This window comes from Microcoleus vaginatus FACHB-2002 (genome assembly GCF_040004035.1).
GTDB lineage: Bacteria > Cyanobacteriota > Cyanobacteriia > Cyanobacteriales > Microcoleaceae > Microcoleus > Microcoleus vaginatus_C.
Window position 1 is genome coordinate 19,407 of the sequence record NZ_JAMPLN010000040.1, and the last position, 18,224, is coordinate 37,630.

Sequence of the window (18,224 nt, forward strand, 5' to 3'; positions counted from 1 at the left end):
AGTCATTAGTTAACAGTCAACAGTCAACAGTCAACAGTCAACAATTCCAAATTCCCAAATTACCAAATCAAAAAATGATTCGCCGACGTTCAACCCCTTGGATTCATCGCTGGTCTAGGACTGTGATGGCAGCGATCGCAGCCATAGGCGTCGTAGAAACGGCCTATCTCACGATCGCTAAATTCACGAATGGCTCGGTCATTTGTCCCACCAGCGGCTGCGACAAAGTTCTCAACAGTCCCTACGCTACAGTCTTTGGCACCGTGCCTTTAAGTTTGTTAGGCTGTCTGGCTTACCTGAGCATAGCAATCCTGGCATGGGCTCCTAAAACTGTAAATCCCGACACCAATAAAGGACTGCACTCTCAACTAGAAAAAAACACTTGGCAAGCGCTATTTATCATCACCGCTGCGATGGTAATTTTCAGCAGCTATTTGATGTATTTGATGGCTTTTGAAATTCAGGAACTGTGCATTTACTGCATCACTTCTGCCTTATTTTCGCTGTCGCTGTTTGTGCTGGTGCTAGTCGGGCGCGAGTGGGAAGATATCGGACAGTTGGTGTTTACAGGCATTTTAGTGGCAATGGTGAGTTCGATCGGCGCCTTGGGACTTTATAACAGCGTCAACTCACCTCCTCCTACTGTCTCTACCCCCGGAATTGTACCTCCTGCCGTCACTACAACCTCCGGCCCGGCACAAATTGCTTTGGCCCGCCACCTCCGACAAATAGGCGCTAAAGAGTACGGCGCTTATTGGTGTCCCCACTGCCACGACCAAAAAATGCTGTTCGGCAAAGAAGCAGCCAAAATAATTGATTATTTTGAATGCGATCCCAGGGGGCAAAATTCCCGCGCTGAAATTTGCCAAGCTGCTGCTGCGAATGTTAAAGGTTTCCCGACTTGGGAGATTAATGGTAAGTTTTATGCGGGGACACAATCTTTGGATAAACTCGCTGATTTATCAGGTTACACCGGCCCGCGCAACTTTCAAGACTGACAGGAAAGTTGGAGATTATAGATGACAGATTTTAGATTGATGGGCAGGAAATATCCTGGTTTTTAACTTAGTTGACCCTTGGCTAGTGCTGCGAAATCACTCTAAAATTTGGCATCTATAATCAATAAAAACATAGTAAAAATTAGTAAAAACGAAAAAAATTAAAACAAGTTGTGGGTTTCTAGTAAGCTGTCGCGCATTGAAATTGCATATTCTGGGCGGGCGGGACACCCCACTCATTGTTTGATTATTTTTTGACATACAATTTAAATCCCGCAACAGCTTATTTATATCGGTGAATAACTACTAAAATTTTTACATAAAAATGCAAGAAACCGGGTTTCTGCTTCCAGAATTATTGTTGAAATGACATATTTTGGTTGCGAAACCCGGTTTCTGCTGTTGCAGCCCGATCGCACCGAAAAACCAAAAAATTGGATAATCTAAAATCTAAAATCTAAAATCGACTCGCCCGCACCGAAAAACCAAAAAATTGGATAATCTAAAATCTAAAATCTAAAATCTAAAATCTAAAATCGACTCGCCCGCACCGAAAAATCAAAAAATTGGATAATCTAAAATCTAAAATCTAAAATCTAAAATCGACTAAGCCGATCGCCCTGGAGATGTAAAACCTATACGTAGTAGTAGTTTAGATGCTCAAAGGGCGAGGCCCAAATCCCCAAAATATGCTAAAAACTATCAAAAAATGGGTCGAACGAGAACGCCGAGTATTGATTACTGCGAGTGCCGTTGCTAGTACGGTCATTGTAATGCGCTGGTTCGGATGTTTTCAGGTGTGGGAATGGGCTGCTTTCGACCAGTTTGTGCGCTGGCGGCCGGCCGAACCAATTGACTCGCGCATCGTCATTATAGAAATTAAAGAAGCTGACTTACAAAAATACGGCTACCCAATTTCCGATGCTGTATTGGCCCAATTGCTGCAAAAATTGCACGCTGGCAAGCCGCGGGCGATCGGCCTCGACGTTTACCGAGATTTGCCAACTCAACCGGGTAACGCCGAATTGCTGAAAACTTTTAAAACTATTCCCAACTTAATCGGCATTGAGTTGATGCCAGACGAAACCAGGATCGGAGTTCGCCCGCCTCCGGTACTTGACAAGCTCGATCAAATTGGTTTCAACAATGTTGTCATCGACGCTGACTCAAAAGTGCGGCGAACTTTGCTCTATGCTTGGCCCGGAGACGGCAAAACTCATCAAAGTTTCGCACTCAGACTGGCTTTGCTTTACCTCAAAAGCGAAGGAATTTCCCCTCAACGAGCAAGAGTCAATCCTAAATACTTGCAGTTAGACAAGGGGGTTTTTCGGCCTTTTCAACCGAATGACGGTGCTTACGTTCGATCGGACAGCCGCGGCTATCAAATTTTGACCAACCTGCGCGGCCCGCGAGGCAGTTTCCGCACTGCATCGATGAGCGATGTGCTCTCTGGCACAGTACCTGCTGATTTTGTACGATCGCGCGTTGTCTTGATCGGCTCAAGTGCCCCCAGCCTCAGAGACTTTTACCAAAATTCTTACAGTTCAGGTTGGTTTAGTCCTCCCCAGCAAATACCGGGAGTCGAGCTTCAGGCTCATTTCTTGAGCCAAATTTTGAGTGCAGCCCTCGACGGGCGCGGGGGTATCAATGTCTGGCCAGAGGCTGCGGAGTTGCTGTGGATTTTACTTTGGTCTTGGGCCGGAGCAAATGTGAGTTGGAATTTGCGATCGCTTGGTCGATCGGCTTACTGTTTATTAAGTATCTGTCTAGGTCTCAGTGCCACTTTATACTTAGTATTCTTAACAGGTTGGTGGCTACCGTTAATTCCTCCAATCCTCAGTCTTGTGGGTTCTGGTGTCGCAGTTGTGGGTTATCTGGCTCACTTGCAAGAAGAATTAAAACGGTCTAAAGAATTTTTACAATCGCTAATCGATACAATTCCCGACCCCATTTTTGTCAAAGATCGAAATCACCGCTGCGTAGTTTTGAATCAGGCATATTGTCGGTTTATTGGCTATCCTTTAGAAATTTTAACTTGCCGAACCGATTACGAGTTATTTCCCCAAGCCGAAGCCGAGATATTTTGGCAGCAAAACGAATTAGTATTTCAAACTCACCAGCCGCGAGAAAATGAAGAATATTTTACTGACGCTCACGGAATTACGCATCTGATTGCGACTAAAAGATCCCTACATAAAGATGCTGCAGGCAACCTATTTTTAGTCGGAGCAATCAGAGATATTACCGAGCGCCAACTTCGGGCAAATGCCCTAGAACAAAAAAATGCTGAACTCAGCCACCAAGCTTATCACGATGCTCTTACCGGTTTGCCCAACCGCCAAATGTTCTACGAATGCTTGCATAAGTCTCTAGAAATAGCCTCCAGCACTCAGGAATTGGTAGCTTTACTGTTTTTAGATTTAGATGGATTTAAATCAATCAACGACACCCTCGGACACAATGTGGGTGATTTACTCTTAAAAACAGTTGCCAGTCGGCTCAAAAAATGCCTGCGCGGCAGCGATACTATCTCGCGGCTGGGCGGCGACGAGTTCACAGTCATTTTGCCCGCAATTCCAGGGCGCGAGGAAGCTGCGAAAGTAGCGGAAAAAATTTGCGACGCCATCATGCAGCCTTTTATTTTAGAAGAACATACAGTTTCTGTAACTACAAGTATTGGCATTAGTTTATATCCCATTGACGGTCAAGAGCCAGAGATGTTGGTTAAGAATGCCGATGTTGCAATGTATCGTGCTAAGGAAAGCGGGAAAAATCAATATCACTTTTATTAATTAAGAGGAGTTAAAAACTTAATGCAACTGTAGGTAAAGTCCCTACCCCCCTTCTTGATAAGCCTGTGCAGCTAACTTAAAAAAATAGCTAGATGCTTAAACTGTAAGCCCTATAAGCTTTTTGAAACCGTTGAAAAAAATGTCCAAAGTAGTGAAATATCAAATCTAAAATCATGTAATTTAGAATACTCTAATCTGTCATCTGCCATTAGATATACTTAACCAAATATAAAACTTATGAGAGCAACTTGCCGTCTTCTCTCAATGTTACAAAATATTAAAATAAATCACAACGTGAAACCAAATTCAAATCGCCAAAAAGCCTTAATGTAAAAAAGTTTATGTAAACTTATGAAAGTTAATTAAAGTAAATGTAAAGATATCCGTGGAAATACGGAAATTGATAGATATAATAGGTGGTACAGACGTGGATCTATTGCGGTGATTGGAATAAGGCTGTGAATACTATGCGTACTTTGATTCAGCTCACAACAACGGCAACCCTGGCGGCTTGCCTGCAAGTGAATATAGTCGGCACCGCAAATGCGGCTCGACTTGCCAGCAACTCAACTAGCAATTTCACAAAAGCCCGTAGCACGGGCAAGAGTCCGACGCCCTCGGCCCCCAGAGTTTGGACAGTTACCCAAACCTCTAGGTTTGGAAATCCCCAAGAATACGAACCACCCCCGAACGGGAGCCCCGAAAGTGACGGTACGGGAACGCGCTGACCCCCAATTTTCAATAAGTTTTCAATCTTCTATTCGCGGAGATTTGTACCAATTGGATTGGTTAATTAAAGTATGGCTGCACCAATCCGGATCGGTGAGGGGATAGTCCACTCGGTAATGACCGCCGCGACTTTCGGTGCGAAACGCAGCACTTTTGACAATTAAATAGCCGATATCCAATAAATTCCCCACTTCTCCCCAATTTCGCAAAATCGAGCTATTTTCCGCCTCAGCAGGGGAAAAATCAATAATTTGTCCGGGCCGTAAATTATCAAGCGTTTGACTCAAAGGCAACGAAGCAAATTCTTGCCGCCAAATCTCAAGTTGGACGATCGCACTTTCCAAATCCCGCTGTCCCCGGCAAATTCCCGCACTCTGCCACACCAAATTCGGCAATTCGACCCGCAACTTTTCGATCGCCTCAATGTCCTTTTCAGAAATCGATTTTTCCAAGATTTCCCCCGCCTCGAACTGATCGGCGAAGGCATCGGGCCTTCCAGCTTCTAGCTGCAAAAGTCCCATCTGCGCCCCAAAAACTAGACATTCCAGCAGCGAATTGCTCGCCAACCGATTAGCGCCGTGTACCCCCGTGCTCGCAGTTTCTCCCACCGCGTACAAACCCGGAATCGAAGTTTGGTTAAACTTATCAGCGACAATTCCTCCCATCCAGTAATGGGCGGCGGGCGTCACCGGCACCGGTTCGGAAAAAATATCAATTCCCCAATCAGCGCACACTTGAATAATATTCGGAAACCTGTAGCGCAGTCGATCGACCGCAATCGGGCGCAAATCCAGCCAAACATGAGGTTCCCCCGTCTTCTGTAAGTGGCGGAAAATTGCGCGGCTGACAACATCCCTAGGGGCGAGTTCCCCGCTGGGGTGAGAGTCAAAAGCAAAGCGATATCCCTTACTGTCAACCAAATGAGCTCCTTCTCCCCGCACCGCTTCGCTAATGAGAAACCGAGGCGCGCCCGCTGTGCTCAGCGCCGTCGGGTGAAACTGCACAAATTCTAAGTCTCGCAGCAGCGCCCCGGCGCGCCACGCAATTGCCACCCCGTCCCCGGTACTTACCGACGGATTGGTCGTTTGAGCAAAAACCTGTCCGCCGCCGCCTGTCGCCAGCACTACGGCTTGGGCCCGCAGCCACTTGACTTGTGAGCCGCAAATCGAGCTAATCCCCTGACAGCGCCCGGTTTCGTCTAACCACAGACTTAAAGCAAAGGCAGGAGATACGAGTTGAATGTTTTTGCGGCTCAATACTTTTGCTGTCAGCGTACTGATCACGGCTTTGCCCGTAGTGTCGGCGGCGTGGAGAACTCGGCGGCGGGAGTGGGCGGCTTCTAGGGTGAGGGCTAAATCTGGGCCGGTGCGATCGAATGCAACGCCCATTTTCACTAGGGAGTCAATGCAGGCGGAAGCTTCCTCTACTAAAAATTTCACCGCATCCAAATCGCAAAGACCAGCTCCCGCAGCCAGTGTATCCTGAACGTGCAGTGCTGCGGAATCTTCAGGGGCGATCGCTGCCGCAATCCCTCCTTGAGCCCAATCGCTAGCAGAAACAGGTAGGGTATTTTTATTGATCAAGCCCACCTGCAAATGCTCTGGCAGGCAAAGTGCTGTGTACAAACCCGCCGCGCCAGCACCTATTACCAATACGTCAAATTTGTCAGTCATAAGTCTGCCGCCAGTCAATTTTAGATTTTAGATTTTAGATTTTAGATTTTAGAATTGAGTCTAGAGAGGAATCTGGGGACTTGAACTAATGTCAGTCGATCGAGCTTATATTTTAGATTTTAGATTAAAGAATTGAGTCTAGAGAGGAATCCTGGGGAACCCGCTTATTTCAATCTAGGGAATTTTTGCAGGCTTTTGCCCAATGGTGGTTGAAAGTAAGTCTCCAGAAATTAAAGGCAGAAGTCATCAGCCTATAGAAAAAAAATCTTTTCTTTCTGCCGAATGCCTTCTGCCCAATGACTTCTGCGTTCAAATGAGACCCGCTGCTACCTAGTCGTACAGACCATTATTCAACCTGTTGTCTCCTTCAATAAAGACTGATTCAACCTCAGTTACGGTGAATTTGTCCAGGTTAGCTTGCAGCAGTTTTTTCTGAGCTTCCGTCAAGTCTGAAATATTGAGTACGTCCTCAACATTTTCGTAAGGAGCATTCTTAATAATTAGTCGAGCTAAAGTGGGATACAACCCTCGAAATTCCCGAAAGTCCCGGACGGCGCTGTTGTTCAAATCAAGTTTTTTGCCGTATTCTGTGGCAAGCTTCTCATCGGCGCGATTGGTTCTAGCCGGAGCTTCAACAGCTAGGAGCGAGGATGATGGCAAGACGATACGGCTTAATGACGCCGCGATCGCGCTTTGGTCTCCAGCCCATGCAAAGCAGCCCAGCACTAAGCCCAATACTGCCAATAGACGACCCAATCGTTTCATGAAGTTTTGTCTCCCAATTTCATACACAGCATTTATGTAGAGACTACCATTTTGCTTATGCAGTTTTTCAGATAAATCCGCAATAGGTAGAGGGCTTTTATAAACTTTACATTTTGGTATTGACAACGCAGACGATATATGATATTAACTGACTTTTAAGCATCGCAGGCCAGTTTATAAAAGGCACTCCAAATTAAAAACTCGGACTGCCATTTTAAAGGGTTAATTTTTGCCCTGCACGCAATTTTCTAGCTATGGAGAACTCTTTCCTTTCGTTTTGAGAAAAGCGTTCAAGTCAGCATAAGTACCAGCGTAAGTCAGACTGGGAGTGTCGTAACCCTTCAAAGCCACGGTGTGTGGCTCGAAAGCGCCCTGGGCTCCCAATTGCGTCAGGTATTTGTAGGTAGTTTCTCCGACGGCGATATCCTTGCCGAGTTGCTTGGTGCAAGACTCCAGGCGAAATGCTGCGTTTACAGTATCTCCCAAGGCGGTGTAGTCCGATCGGTCGCTGCTGCCAGAATTTCCCACCATTGCATAACCGGTATTGATTCCGGCCCCGACTCGCAAAGGAAAAGGCAGGGGGTAACGGCTGCTGAGTTCGTCTGTTGCCTTGTGCAGTTCGCTCAAAGCTTGGCAAATCCGCATCATTTCCTCGCTGCTGACACCGCTGGTTTTGTGGAACCAGACTGCCATGATGGCATCACCGATGTATTTGTCCACCCAACTGCCGTGTTCGCGAATGATCTGTCCTGCTTTGCGGAACCAATTGCCGATGACTTCCGAGAGGAGGGTTTCGTCTAGCTGCCTAGTCAAAACTGTAAAGTCTCGGATGTCCATTACCATGACGCTAATGAGGCTGCGTACCGTCAAAGTCGCCGTAAAATCATCCGAGTCTGTATCGTGTATTGGATCGTGCCGATGGCCCGCGGTTGGGTTGTAGAAGTCCAATTCGGTTTGACCGAAAATAATCCGATCGCCATTTCGGAGAGTGACAGGAATACTGACCCGCCGCCCGTTGACAAAGGAACCATTGCGGCTGCCCAAGTCGATCAGGTAGAACTCTCCTGTCTCCATTTGCTGTAACATCGCGTGATTACGGGAAATCCAGCGATCTGTCAGTACAAAATTATTGTCATCGCTCCGCCCTACTGTCCAGCAATTGCTGCCGGAGAGCGGCAAGTAGCGATTGCCGCCTTCTGTGCGAAGTACCATATGTGGATTGGGTTGCACTCGTCACAACAGTCCTAGAAACGACACAAAATTAACCGATTTGAGATTTGAGACTTCAGATTTTAGATTTTTTAGTCCATCGTCGATGCACCTAGCCCCTGCAGGATTTGTGAACCATAAATTCGATCGAGCGAGCGAAGGTATTTATGATTCGCTCTACCAAAGCAGGCAGTAAAAACAGACTGTCTACCAAGATTGTACCTGATCATACTGCCTGCCCCCGAGGGGAGACAACTTTTATTTATTTTGATGGGCCAGAAAAAAGTGGGAAAATGGCTCTCTGGCTAGGGGGCTAGCGTGTACACAGAAGTCCGAAATCTTTCAATACCATTCCTGAAACCCAAGTTTCGCATGAATCTCAGAAAGGAACCTTATTTTCATGAATTTTAAGTTATTGATTCGGCAAAACGAGAAATCAAGATTCTAGGAAACAGGGTTTCTACAATATGGGTCAGCGATCAACTTGTCTGTACACGGTAGAGCTAGGCGGGGGGTAGGGGGTGTGGGCTGCTATGCAGATCCAGACTTCTGTGCACTACTCCCTATGGTGTAAGCTTCCAATTTCAACAGGAACAGTCGATCGTACCGAAGATTTCCTTGCCACCATCAGACTTACATTCCGTCCATGAGCAGTAGTGCTAGTTCCTAACGCTAATAATCCCAGCCCTTCATCGCCAATAATGATAGCAGAATTCACCTCTCTATCGTGCTTAGTTTTGCAGTTGGAACAAGTCCAGCTACGCAGTTCCAACGGAAGGCTACCCACCTGATTCAGACCTACGTAGCAACTCTTACTCGATGGTGCGAAAAACCGACCAATTTCGAGGTAAGTTTTACCGTCTATTGCAGCTTTGTCTTTCACTGGTATGGTCAATTTTGACCATCCGCAATCGCTAATTACTTTAGCTACAAAGTTGTTTTTTGCCAAGTTATTGATTGCCCTATTTTCAACAACTATGACAACGATAACTGGGTTTTAATGCACCAATTTGGGAGAGATTTTTTCCTGGAATTCTCACGACGGTTTGCCATCTTTTCGCGAGCTATGGCACTATGCGGGCTTTAGGGCGATGATTTTAATCCTGAAGTTTGCGATATAGTTTATGCTGCTTACGGCTTAGATTTTTATAATTTGTGGTTGATAGCAAAAACAATACCCAGCTTCCCTAGAAACTTGAGGAATTTCTCACGAACAATTTGTACTTTTCGTGGTAATGAAGTGATTGCTTGTCATGCGTTAACTATAACTTCAGGAAAGATGCCCGTTCTTCAAATAAGTTGATGAATGCTCTGCATAGGTTGAGTCCATATATCTAGCTTTTGAATGCTTGGTTGTGGCAATCGTTGCGACATTTATGATGATTTATCAAATTTTTAAAATAAATTTTATTTATTGTTACCGTCTTGTGATAGCTGAGAGATTGGTTATTCCTTGCCTGTTTAACTCGTTCTCCAGCTAGGAGTCCAAACCACAAACAGGACGGCAAAAAACAACCCTGGCTTTCATCGCACCGCTAAGATGAGTACAGTTATAGCGGGGCGTTTCCCGCCGAGTAAGTTAAATTGGAAGAGAATTGTATGTTGTCGAAAAGAATTTTACCTTGTCTGGATGTGAAAGCCGGTCGCGTGGTCAAAGGTGTCAATTTTGTCAACCTTAAGGATGCTGGCGATCCGGTAGAAATGGCTCAGGTTTACAATGATGCGGGTGCTGACGAGTTGGTGTTTCTGGACATTACAGCGACTCACGAAGACCGGAATATTATGATCGATGTGGTGTACCGAACGGCCGATCGGGTATTTATCCCTTTGACCGTGGGCGGCGGTATCCAATCCTTAGACACAATTAAAAGTTTATTGAGGGCGGGCGCTGATAAGGTGAGTATTAATTCGGCGGCGGTGCGCGATCCGAGTTTAATTGACAAAGCCAGCGATCGATTTGGTAATCAGTGCATTGTAGTGGCGATCGACGCCCGCAAACGGCAAGACGCGGATAATCCTGGTTGGGACGTGTACGTGCGCGGAGGGCGAGAAAATACTGGCAAAGATGCGATCGCCTGGGCTAAAGAATCCGAACAGCGCGGCGCGGGCGAAATTCTGGTGACAAGCATGGACTCGGACGGCACTCAAGCCGGTTACGATTTGGAATTAACTCGAAGCATTGCCGAAATTGTCGAAATTCCCGTTATTGCTTCCGGCGGCGCCGGCAACTGCCACCACATCTACGAAGCCGTGACACAGGGCAAAGCAGAAGCAGCCCTGCTGGCTTCCCTGCTGCATTACGGGCAACTCAGTGTAGGAGAAATTAAAACTTATCTAGCAAAATATCAAATTCCCGTGCGACAGCAGCAGCCATTGGTTATTAGTCATTAGTCACTGGATAGTCGGGCCCATCTCATATCTTGCAACATTTTCCACAAACCGCTCTGCGGGTTCACTCAAGCGCCCTCTCACATTGCAAACAGGCTAAATAAACCCGCCCCCACCCCACGATAAAACCAGTTACTGACATTGATACTGGTATGTGAGGCGCATCCGAAGGCACTTATAGAGAATTTTTTTGCTTCTACACAAGTGCCTTCTACATAAATCTCTTGGGGCAACCAACGCCAGTCATCTAGAAATATTCCCTGAGAAGGATTTCAAATACCCGCTTTTTCAGCTAAATATTATATATGAGCTCACTTTGAAAGAAAGCAACGGTTGCTTTTCTCAAACTTGAGTTAAAGATTGTGCAGAATATGAGTGAGCTTCAGCCTGTTAACAATCTTAGCGATCAAAACTTCTAAAAACGGAGAAATTTTGTATGTCTTTTATCAGCTTTAACTTCCCTGCCAAGCGTTTAGTCCGCACTTTAATAGCTGTTTGTTTTTGTGCTTTGATGTTTGTTTCTAATGCTTTCCCCGCTTTTGCCGTTACCAGCAGCCCCACCAAAGGTGAAGACCAACTTTTAGGGATTGAAAAAGAATCTCAAGAAGTTGTCCTGAAAAAACCAATGTCCTTGGAAGAAACTCAAGAAAAAGCCAACAAAGGACCCAACGAAGTTCAGGGAGACGCTGACATTGAAAAAATGAAAAATCCTTCCAATACACAAGCTACATCCTTTGAGCAACAAGTCAAAAAAGCTGTCAGCAAAATTAAAGACTAACTCAGCGCGCAGTAGTCAGCGGACAGTTGTCAGTATAAAAGATTAGGGACACGGCATGACGCCGTGTCCCTTGAAATGTCGTATCCAATCTAACTTTATCTCTAGTTTTCAGAATTGGTATCAGATTGAATAAAAAAGTGGAAAGGACTTGGCACCTTTCGGCTTTACGAATACTCTTTGCTGGGGCTGCAAGTTCAAGCTATCGAATCTTTCTCTCGTCAAATGAGCGTTTACTACTTGACCGTCATCTAAGGTTAATTCTACCTGAATTTCCCATCCCAAATGAATCAAGCGACTGATTCTTGCAGGCACTGTTGCACTATTTTCTGTAGTTTCAATTACTACGTCGTGAGGGCGCAAAAAAATCTCCGGGTTGGCTGAGTCAAAGCCGTTGTCTTGAAACATCCTCGAACTGCTGGGCAATACATTGACTGGGCCGATAAAACTCATGACGAAAGCACTCGCTGGATGGTCGTAAATTTCTGCGGGTGTTCCTACTTGTTCGATTTTACCTTTATTCATTACTGTAATGTGATCGGCAACTTCCATCGCTTCTTCTTGATCGTGCGTCACAAAGACTGTGGTAACGTGAACTTCGTCGTGCAGTCGCCGCAACCAAGCACGCAAATCTTTGCGAACTTTGGCATCGAGAGCCCCAAAAGGTTCGTCTAGCAGTAACACTTTCGGTTCCACAGCCAGGGCTCTGGCGAGGGCCACCCGCTGCCGCTGGCCTCCTGAAAGTTGCGACGGGTATCTATCGCCCAATCCTGCCAATTGCACTAAATTCAACAATTCTTCTACTCGCGATTTGACTTTCGCGGGCGGTGTTTTCTGAATTTGCATCCCGAAAGCGATGTTTTTTCGCACTGTCATGTGCTTGAATAGCGCGTAGTGCTGAAACACGAACCCAATTTTGCGCTCTTGGACGCTAGTATTCGTGGCATCTTGGCCTGTCAGCCAGATTTTGCCAGAGTCGGGCATTTCTAAACCCGCAATCAGCCGCAGCAGTGTAGACTTGCCGGAACCAGAGGGGCCCAGCAATGCGACTAGGGAACCCGATTCAATTTCTAAGCTGACTCGATCGAGTGCTTGGAAACTGCCAAACTGTTTTGATACGTTTTCTACAACTATGCCCATAGGTAGGAAGAAGGAAGAGGGAAGAGGTTCGAGGGAAAAGGCTGGATACAGGAAGCAAGAGGCAAGAGGCAAGAGCGAAAAATGTTAATCTCCGGTTTGTGGATGGGTTAAGGTAAGTTTTTTTATAGCACGATCGCACATCAGTTTGTTAATTGTAGGGTTTTGGCGATCGGTCAGTCGATTTTAGATTTTAGATTTGAGATTTTAGATTTACTTGCAGCTTTGAATCTGGAAGATGGCACTTTGGTCTAAAATTTTGGGCTCTCCAGGAAAGGAGTCGGGGCTTTGTATCCCTTTTTGGGCAGGGTCAAACAGCGGAAAATTAACAAAAATGCACCTCCAAAACAAAACAACACAATTCTTTGCCACCAAAGTTGGCGTTTGGTACTACAATGCAGCAAAAGTTCAAGCGTTTTTGACTTCAACGGCTGAGGGGATAAAGGAAAATGGGAGATGTTGGACGTGTGCCTGTAGGAATTATCGGCGCTTCAGGGTACGGCGGCGTGCAACTTGTGCGACTGCTGGCGGATCACCCAGCGGCTGAAGTAGTGTATTTGGGCGGGGATAGCAGTGCGGGAAAACCTTTTTCCAGCCTTTATCCACATTTGACTAACTGCATTGATTTGACAGTCGAGGCGATCGACCTAGACAAAATAGCGGCAAAATGTGAAGTTGTGTTTCTGTCGCTGCCGAACGGTTTAGCTTGCAAAATGGCACCGACGCTGCTCGAAAAAGGCTGCAAAGTCTTGGATTTGTCGGCTGACTACAGATTTGAAAATCTGGAAACTTACAAAGCTTGGTACGGCGGCGAGCGATCGGACTCATCAGTGGCGGCAACGGCTGTTTACGGTTTGCCAGAATTGTATCGCGATCGAATTAAAGACGCTCAGTTAGTAGGCTGTGCTGGCTGCTACGTCACTGCTAGTTTGTTAGCGCTGGCACCTTTGCTCAAACAAGGGCTCATAGTGCCAGAAACGGCAATTATCGACGCCAAATCAGGCACTTCGGGAGGGGGCCGCAAAGCCGAAGTTAATCTCTTGTTGGCTGAAGCAGAGGGTTCTCTGGGCGCTTACGGCGTTGGCCGCCACCGCCACACGCCCGAAATCGAGCAAATTTGCAGCGATTTAGCGGGACATGATATTAAAGTTCAGTTTACTCCTCACCTCATTCCGATGGTGCGGGGAATTCTGGCTACTGTGTACGCAACTTTGCGCGATCCGGGTTTGGTGAGGGAAGATTTAATCACAATTTTCAGTGCTTTTTACCGCAATTCTCCTTGGGTAAAAGTGTTACCGGCTGGAGTTTATCCGCAAACAAAATGGGCTTGCGGCACAAATCTGTGTTACATCGGTGTGGAAGTCGATCCGCGTACTGACAGGGTGATTGTGCTATCGGCGATCGACAATTTAATTAAGGGACAAGCCGGCCAAGGCATCCAGTGCATGAACTTGATGATGGGCTGGGAAGAAACTTTGGGTTTGCCACAATTGGCTTTCTATCCTTAATTGGTAATTGGTAATTGGGCATTGGGCATTGGGCATTGGGCATTGGGCATTGGGCATTGGTGATAAAAATTAAAAACTAACCGATTACCGATTACCAATTACCCATTCCCAATTACCGATTACCAATTACCCATTCCCAATTCCCAATTATCCAGTGTTATTTTGGCCCGTAACCGATCGACCCAGCATAAATTGCCCGATCGCCCAATTGAGCCTCAATCCGCAATAAACGGTTATATTTGGCAACTCGTTCGCTGCGACACAAAGAACCAGTCTTGATTTGACCGGCGCGAGTCGCTACCGCTAAATCGGCAATTGTGGTATCTTCAGTTTCACCGGAACGATGGCTGATGACGGCTCGATAGCTGTTGCGTTTGCCGAGGTCGATCGTATCCAAAGTCTCTGTCAAAGAACCAATTTGATTCAGCTTAATCAAAATCGAATTGCTAGCTTTCAAATCAATTCCTTTTTGCAGCCGCGTGCGATTAGTAACAAACAAATCGTCACCCACCAATTGAACTTTGCTGCCCATTTTCTGCGTCAGCGCTACCCAACTGTCCCAATCGTCTTCGTGCAAACCATCTTCAATCGAAATAATCGGATATTGACTCACCAAACCATCCAAATAATCGATTAATTCTGCCGGCGAATGAGCCACACCGTCGTAAGTATACTGCCCATCTTTGTAAAATTCGCTGGCAGCAACATCCAAAGCCAAAGCAACTTGTTCACCTGGTTTATAGCCAGCTTTTTCAATAGCTGCAATCAACAAATCCAAAGCTGCTTGATTGGATTTCAGATTAGGCGCAAAACCGCCTTCATCACCCACACCAGTCAGCAAACCCTCAGCTTTTAAGACTTTACTCAAGGATTCAAATACTTCTGCACCCCAGCGTAAAGCTTCTTTAAAAGAAGGCGCACCCACAGGGACAATCATAAATTCTTGAATGTCCACATTATTGTTAGCGTGAGATCCCCCGTTGATCACGTTCATCAGTGGTACGGGCAAAACGTTCGCTAAGGGGCCGCCCAAGTAACGGTAAAGGGGGAGTCCTAAAGTTTCGGCGGCCGCCTTTGCTGTGGCTAAGGAGACTCCGAGAATGGCATTCGCGCCGAGGTGGGATTTGTTGGGGGAACCGTCCAAGTCAATCATGGTTTTGTCTACCAGCGCTTGGTCGATCGCATCTAGATTAGCCAAAGCGGGGGCAATTTTGTGTTCGACGTTAGCAACGGCTTTTAGGACTCCTTTGCCGCCGTAACGGGTTTTGTCATCATCGCGGAGTTCGTGGGCTTCAAAAGAGCCTGTAGAGGCGCCGCTGGGGACTTGGGCGAGCCCCACAACGCCGTTGGCTAGGTAAACTTCAGCTTCAATGGTGGGGCGGCCGCGGGAGTCGAGGATTTCTCTGGCTTGAATAGATTCGATCGCAGTGTCTAGCATATTAATTATTCCGAACTTAACTCAAGGTTTCATGACAATTAGCAGTCTGTGGATTTTCCCACGCTGACTGCTGACGGGTAATAGAGTACGCGATCCCCAGAATTATTGGTACACAGTTCAAAATATTTGCGGATTTGGACGCGCAGATTGTTGTCAATAAGCTAGGCTTGTTGAACAATGCTCTCCGGCAATTTTGACAATAATTTGATTGTTGTAACCCCACATTCCCGCAGATTTCTTAATTGGAACCTTTGTTAAAATCAGAATATCAACAAAGTCAATCAAAAAAGGAGAAACTTAGGATGTTAGAAACAAATCTCGGAGAAATTAGAGCCTTAGCTGAAAATTCAGACCCAATTATTGCTGATCCCCCAAACATCAAATTACTCACAGGGCCATTGCCAAATCCAGCCAGCGACCCCAACTTTTTTGACTTAACTCCCAATGACGACGCATTTCAATTAGCAAACGGAATTCTGCGGAATACTCCCGGAGGTTTGCGGGCTTTAGATGGTAACGATTTTGTCAGAGGTTCCGGTGGTGCGGAACTGATGAACGGTAACAGTGGCACAGATACTTTAATCGGAGGTTGTGGCAGCGATACTATTCGCGGTGGCCAAGATTTTGACATTCTTTATGGAGAATGTGGCAGCGATTTTGTCAGCGGAGATCAAGGTAATGACTACGTTTATGGAGGCACGGCCGATGACTTTATTCGCGGCGGTAAAGAAAATGATGCTTTAGTAGGAGACAGTGGAAACGATACTCTAATCGGTGATGCTGGAATTGATAGACTTTGGGGAAGTGAAGGCGCAGATTTGTTTGTCCTCCGCACAGAAGTGGGAGCAACTTCGGGGGAAATTGGTTCGCTTCAACCGCCTCCTAGTGACAATTTTGATGTAGATGAAGTGCCTGCAGATTTTATTCTTGATTACAATCCGGCTGAAGGTGATGTAATTGGATTGGCATCTGGATTGACGCGAAATGATATTGTTTTGAGCGAAAGGTTTTTAACAATTGGTGATGCCAGAGATTACGATAGCAGTGGCCCTTTTCCTCCGGGACAGCCTCGAACTCTGGAGTTTAGAATTTTAAATACTAAGGCGACGGTGATTCGGGAAGCTAGCAGCGGCAATATCTTGGGTTTGGTGAAGGATGTTTCGCCGGATCAACTTCAGTTTATATCTGTATCGGATGGGACGATCGCTCTAGGATAATTACCAACTGGTGGGCAAGGCTAATTTGCATAGCACGGACGGGCGAAACGCCCCTTCCACAAGAGGAAAGGCAAAATTCATACTCTTCCTAGGCTATGCCTGGGAACGCATTTCACTGTTGCTCTGCCTCCCCATTTCTGAGATTATGGGCAATGTAAATTGTTCCTTGTCCACCCAACTTTAAGATTGCCAAAAATCCGCCACATCATATCCCATTTTGCCGAGCATTTGCCGCAGCAGAGGTAAGCTCAAACCGATCACATTCGTGTGACATCCTTCGATTTTTTCCACAAAAAAGCCGCCTTTACTTTCCAGTGCAAAACAGCCTGCACAGGCGAGGGGCTCTCCGGTAGCGACGTAGGCCGCAATTTGGCGCGAGGTAACTTCCGCAAAATGAACTTTTGTAACTTGACAGCGAATGACCGATCGCGACCTGGCCTGATCAAAGTCATCGAATCTAGTATCAATTAAAGCATGACCCGTATACAGTTCGCCCACCTTACCTCGCATTTTCTGCCAGCGCGAGATTGCTTCTTCCGCATCTTTGGGTTTGCCGTGAATTTCGCCATCTATGAGCAAAATTGAATCGCATCCCAAAACCAAACAAGATTTGGGATTAGGGATTTGCGGGTGAGAATTAGCCAGTAAAAACTTAGCTACAGCCTCAGCTTTTCCCTCTGCTAAAACCTGCACTAATTTATTGGCATCCCTCATTTGTATTTGCCCTTCATCAAATTCGCTGGGGCAAATCACAGCTTGAATGCCGGCATTTTCTAGCAGGCGGCGGCGCGCTGGAGAAGCTGAAGCTAATACAAAAGTTGGAATTTTCATCATTTAAGAAGTTCAGTTGACTGTTGACAGTTGACAGTTGACAGTTGTCAGTTAACTGTAGTGAGGTTTCCAGCGAACAGTCAACAGTCAACAGCGAACAGTAAACAGTCAACAGTCAACAATGCCCCATGCCCCATGCCCAATTCCCAATTCCCAATTCCCTAATAAACAGAGAAAGATTTAACAACTTTCTCAAAAGCTTCTTTTACCTTCGGCCAGCGTTCTTCAGTAGTGGAAACGTTAAGGGTAAAAAGTTTGCCGCGGCTGACGGCTACACTCGCTAAGTTGTGGCGTTCTTGGTTTGGCAACTTAACGGCGTATTCTAAAATGTAATAGTTTTTCGATCGCGATTCACGAGCTTCTGCATTGACTAATTCAGCTTCGCGGCCGGAATCAGTCGGGGCGATCGCACTTTTGCTGAGCTTGTATCCCACATCCGTCGGCGTTCCCAAATCCGCCAGAGTTTTGTCCTTCGCGACTGGACTGATTACCACGCTGACGTTCTCGGTTTGCTGAATCAAATCGCGGAACACCACATCGGGCCCGTTAGAAACCGCGATCGGCAGCCAGCCGTTAGGATAGAGAAATTGATAGCCGTCGCCAGTATCAACGTAGCTTTTGAGTCCGGTGACTTTAGACACACAACCGGTCAAGGTGAGGCTTAGAACCACCAAAAGTATTGCCGCAATTCGTTTGAGCATTCTTTTTACGGGTAGGGTAAAACAAAAATATTTAATTTTAATTGTCTCACCAAACCTTGCCCC

Annotated in this window: 15 protein-coding genes; 7 read left to right on the top strand and 8 right to left on the bottom strand. The window is 46.2% G+C overall.

Annotated features, from left to right (window positions below; all coding sequences use genetic code 11):
- The first annotated feature begins 74 nt into the window (after positions 1-74).
- The 3 genes from NDI35_RS24835 (at position 75) to NDI35_RS24845 (ending at position 4,518) form a co-directional block, all read left to right on the top strand.
- Positions 75-998 (top strand): vitamin K epoxide reductase family protein, encoded by a 924-nt coding sequence (locus NDI35_RS24835; RefSeq protein ID WP_445315043.1) that lies wholly within the window; start codon positions 75-77, stop codon positions 996-998.
- A gap of 656 nt (positions 999-1,654) precedes the next feature.
- Positions 1,655-3,790, top strand: a complete 2,136-nt coding sequence (locus NDI35_RS24840) for a CHASE2 domain-containing protein (protein WP_445315044.1) — start codon at positions 1,655-1,657, stop codon at positions 3,788-3,790.
- Positions 3,791-4,257: 467 nt separating this feature from the next.
- Positions 4,258-4,518 (top strand): hypothetical protein, encoded by a 261-nt coding sequence (locus NDI35_RS24845; RefSeq protein ID WP_445315045.1) that lies wholly within the window; start codon positions 4,258-4,260, stop codon positions 4,516-4,518.
- A gap of 21 nt (positions 4,519-4,539) precedes the next feature.
- Here NDI35_RS24845 and nadB read toward each other — a convergent pair whose 3' ends face one another.
- The 4 genes from nadB to NDI35_RS24865 all read right to left on the bottom strand — a co-directional run bounded on the left by nadB (position 4,540) and on the right by NDI35_RS24865 (position 9,061).
- Positions 4,540-6,192: an L-aspartate oxidase gene (gene nadB, locus NDI35_RS24850; RefSeq protein ID WP_445315046.1), complete on the bottom strand. Its 1,653-nt coding sequence runs from the start codon at positions 6,190-6,192 to the stop codon at positions 4,540-4,542.
- A gap of 330 nt (positions 6,193-6,522) precedes the next feature.
- Positions 6,523-6,957 (bottom strand): photosystem II complex extrinsic protein PsbU, encoded by a 435-nt coding sequence (psbU, locus tag NDI35_RS24855; protein ID WP_445315047.1) that lies wholly within the window; start codon positions 6,955-6,957, stop codon positions 6,523-6,525.
- Positions 6,958-7,209: 252 nt separating this feature from the next.
- Complete coding sequence (locus NDI35_RS24860) at positions 7,210-8,169, bottom strand: adenylate/guanylate cyclase domain-containing protein (protein WP_445315048.1); 960 nt, start codon at positions 8,167-8,169, stop codon at positions 7,210-7,212.
- A gap of 553 nt (positions 8,170-8,722) precedes the next feature.
- The gene (locus NDI35_RS24865; protein WP_445315049.1) at positions 8,723-9,061 is read right to left on the bottom strand and encodes a zinc ribbon domain-containing protein; all 339 of its coding nucleotides are present in this window, start codon (positions 9,059-9,061) and stop codon (positions 8,723-8,725) included.
- A gap of 704 nt (positions 9,062-9,765) precedes the next feature.
- On the opposite strand from NDI35_RS24865, the gene hisF reads away from it, so the two are divergent.
- Positions 9,766-10,557, top strand: coding sequence for an imidazole glycerol phosphate synthase subunit HisF (hisF, locus tag NDI35_RS24870; protein ID WP_445315050.1), 792 nt, complete (start codon positions 9,766-9,768; stop codon positions 10,555-10,557).
- Between the two features lie 433 nt (positions 10,558-10,990).
- Positions 10,991-11,332: a low temperature-induced protein gene (locus tag NDI35_RS24875; protein ID WP_445315051.1), complete on the top strand. Its 342-nt coding sequence runs from the start codon at positions 10,991-10,993 to the stop codon at positions 11,330-11,332.
- A gap of 120 nt (positions 11,333-11,452) precedes the next feature.
- Here the strand turns inward: NDI35_RS24875 and NDI35_RS24880 are convergent, their stop codons facing one another.
- Positions 11,453-12,469, bottom strand: a complete 1,017-nt coding sequence (locus NDI35_RS24880) for a sulfate/molybdate ABC transporter ATP-binding protein (protein ID WP_445315052.1) — start codon at positions 12,467-12,469, stop codon at positions 11,453-11,455.
- A 446-nt stretch (positions 12,470-12,915) separates the two neighbouring features.
- Between NDI35_RS24880 and argC the strand changes: the two genes are divergently transcribed.
- Positions 12,916-13,974, top strand: coding sequence for an N-acetyl-gamma-glutamyl-phosphate reductase (argC, locus tag NDI35_RS24885; protein ID WP_445315053.1), 1,059 nt, complete (start codon positions 12,916-12,918; stop codon positions 13,972-13,974).
- A 157-nt stretch (positions 13,975-14,131) separates the two neighbouring features.
- Here the strand turns inward: argC and eno are convergent, their stop codons facing one another.
- Positions 14,132-15,412, bottom strand: a complete 1,281-nt coding sequence (eno, locus tag NDI35_RS24890) for a phosphopyruvate hydratase (protein WP_445315054.1) — start codon at positions 15,410-15,412, stop codon at positions 14,132-14,134.
- 302 nt (positions 15,413-15,714) lie between these two features.
- Here eno and NDI35_RS24895 point away from each other — a divergent pair, with 302 nt between their 5' ends.
- On the top strand, positions 15,715-16,629 hold the full coding sequence (locus tag NDI35_RS24895) for a calcium-binding protein (protein ID WP_445315055.1): 915 nt from the start codon (positions 15,715-15,717) through the stop codon (positions 16,627-16,629).
- A 180-nt stretch (positions 16,630-16,809) separates the two neighbouring features.
- On the opposite strand, the gene NDI35_RS24900 is transcribed toward NDI35_RS24895, so the two are convergent.
- A complete protein-coding gene (locus NDI35_RS24900; RefSeq protein WP_445315056.1) occupies positions 16,810-17,460 on the bottom strand; it encodes a Maf family protein in 651 nt (216 codons plus the stop codon).
- A 161-nt stretch (positions 17,461-17,621) separates the two neighbouring features.
- Positions 17,622-18,161 carry a photosystem II reaction center PsbP gene (gene psbP / locus NDI35_RS24905; RefSeq protein ID WP_445315057.1) on the bottom strand — a complete coding sequence of 180 codons (540 nt, stop codon included), beginning with the start codon at positions 18,159-18,161 and terminating at the stop codon, positions 17,622-17,624.
- Positions 18,162-18,224: the final 63 nt, after the last annotated feature.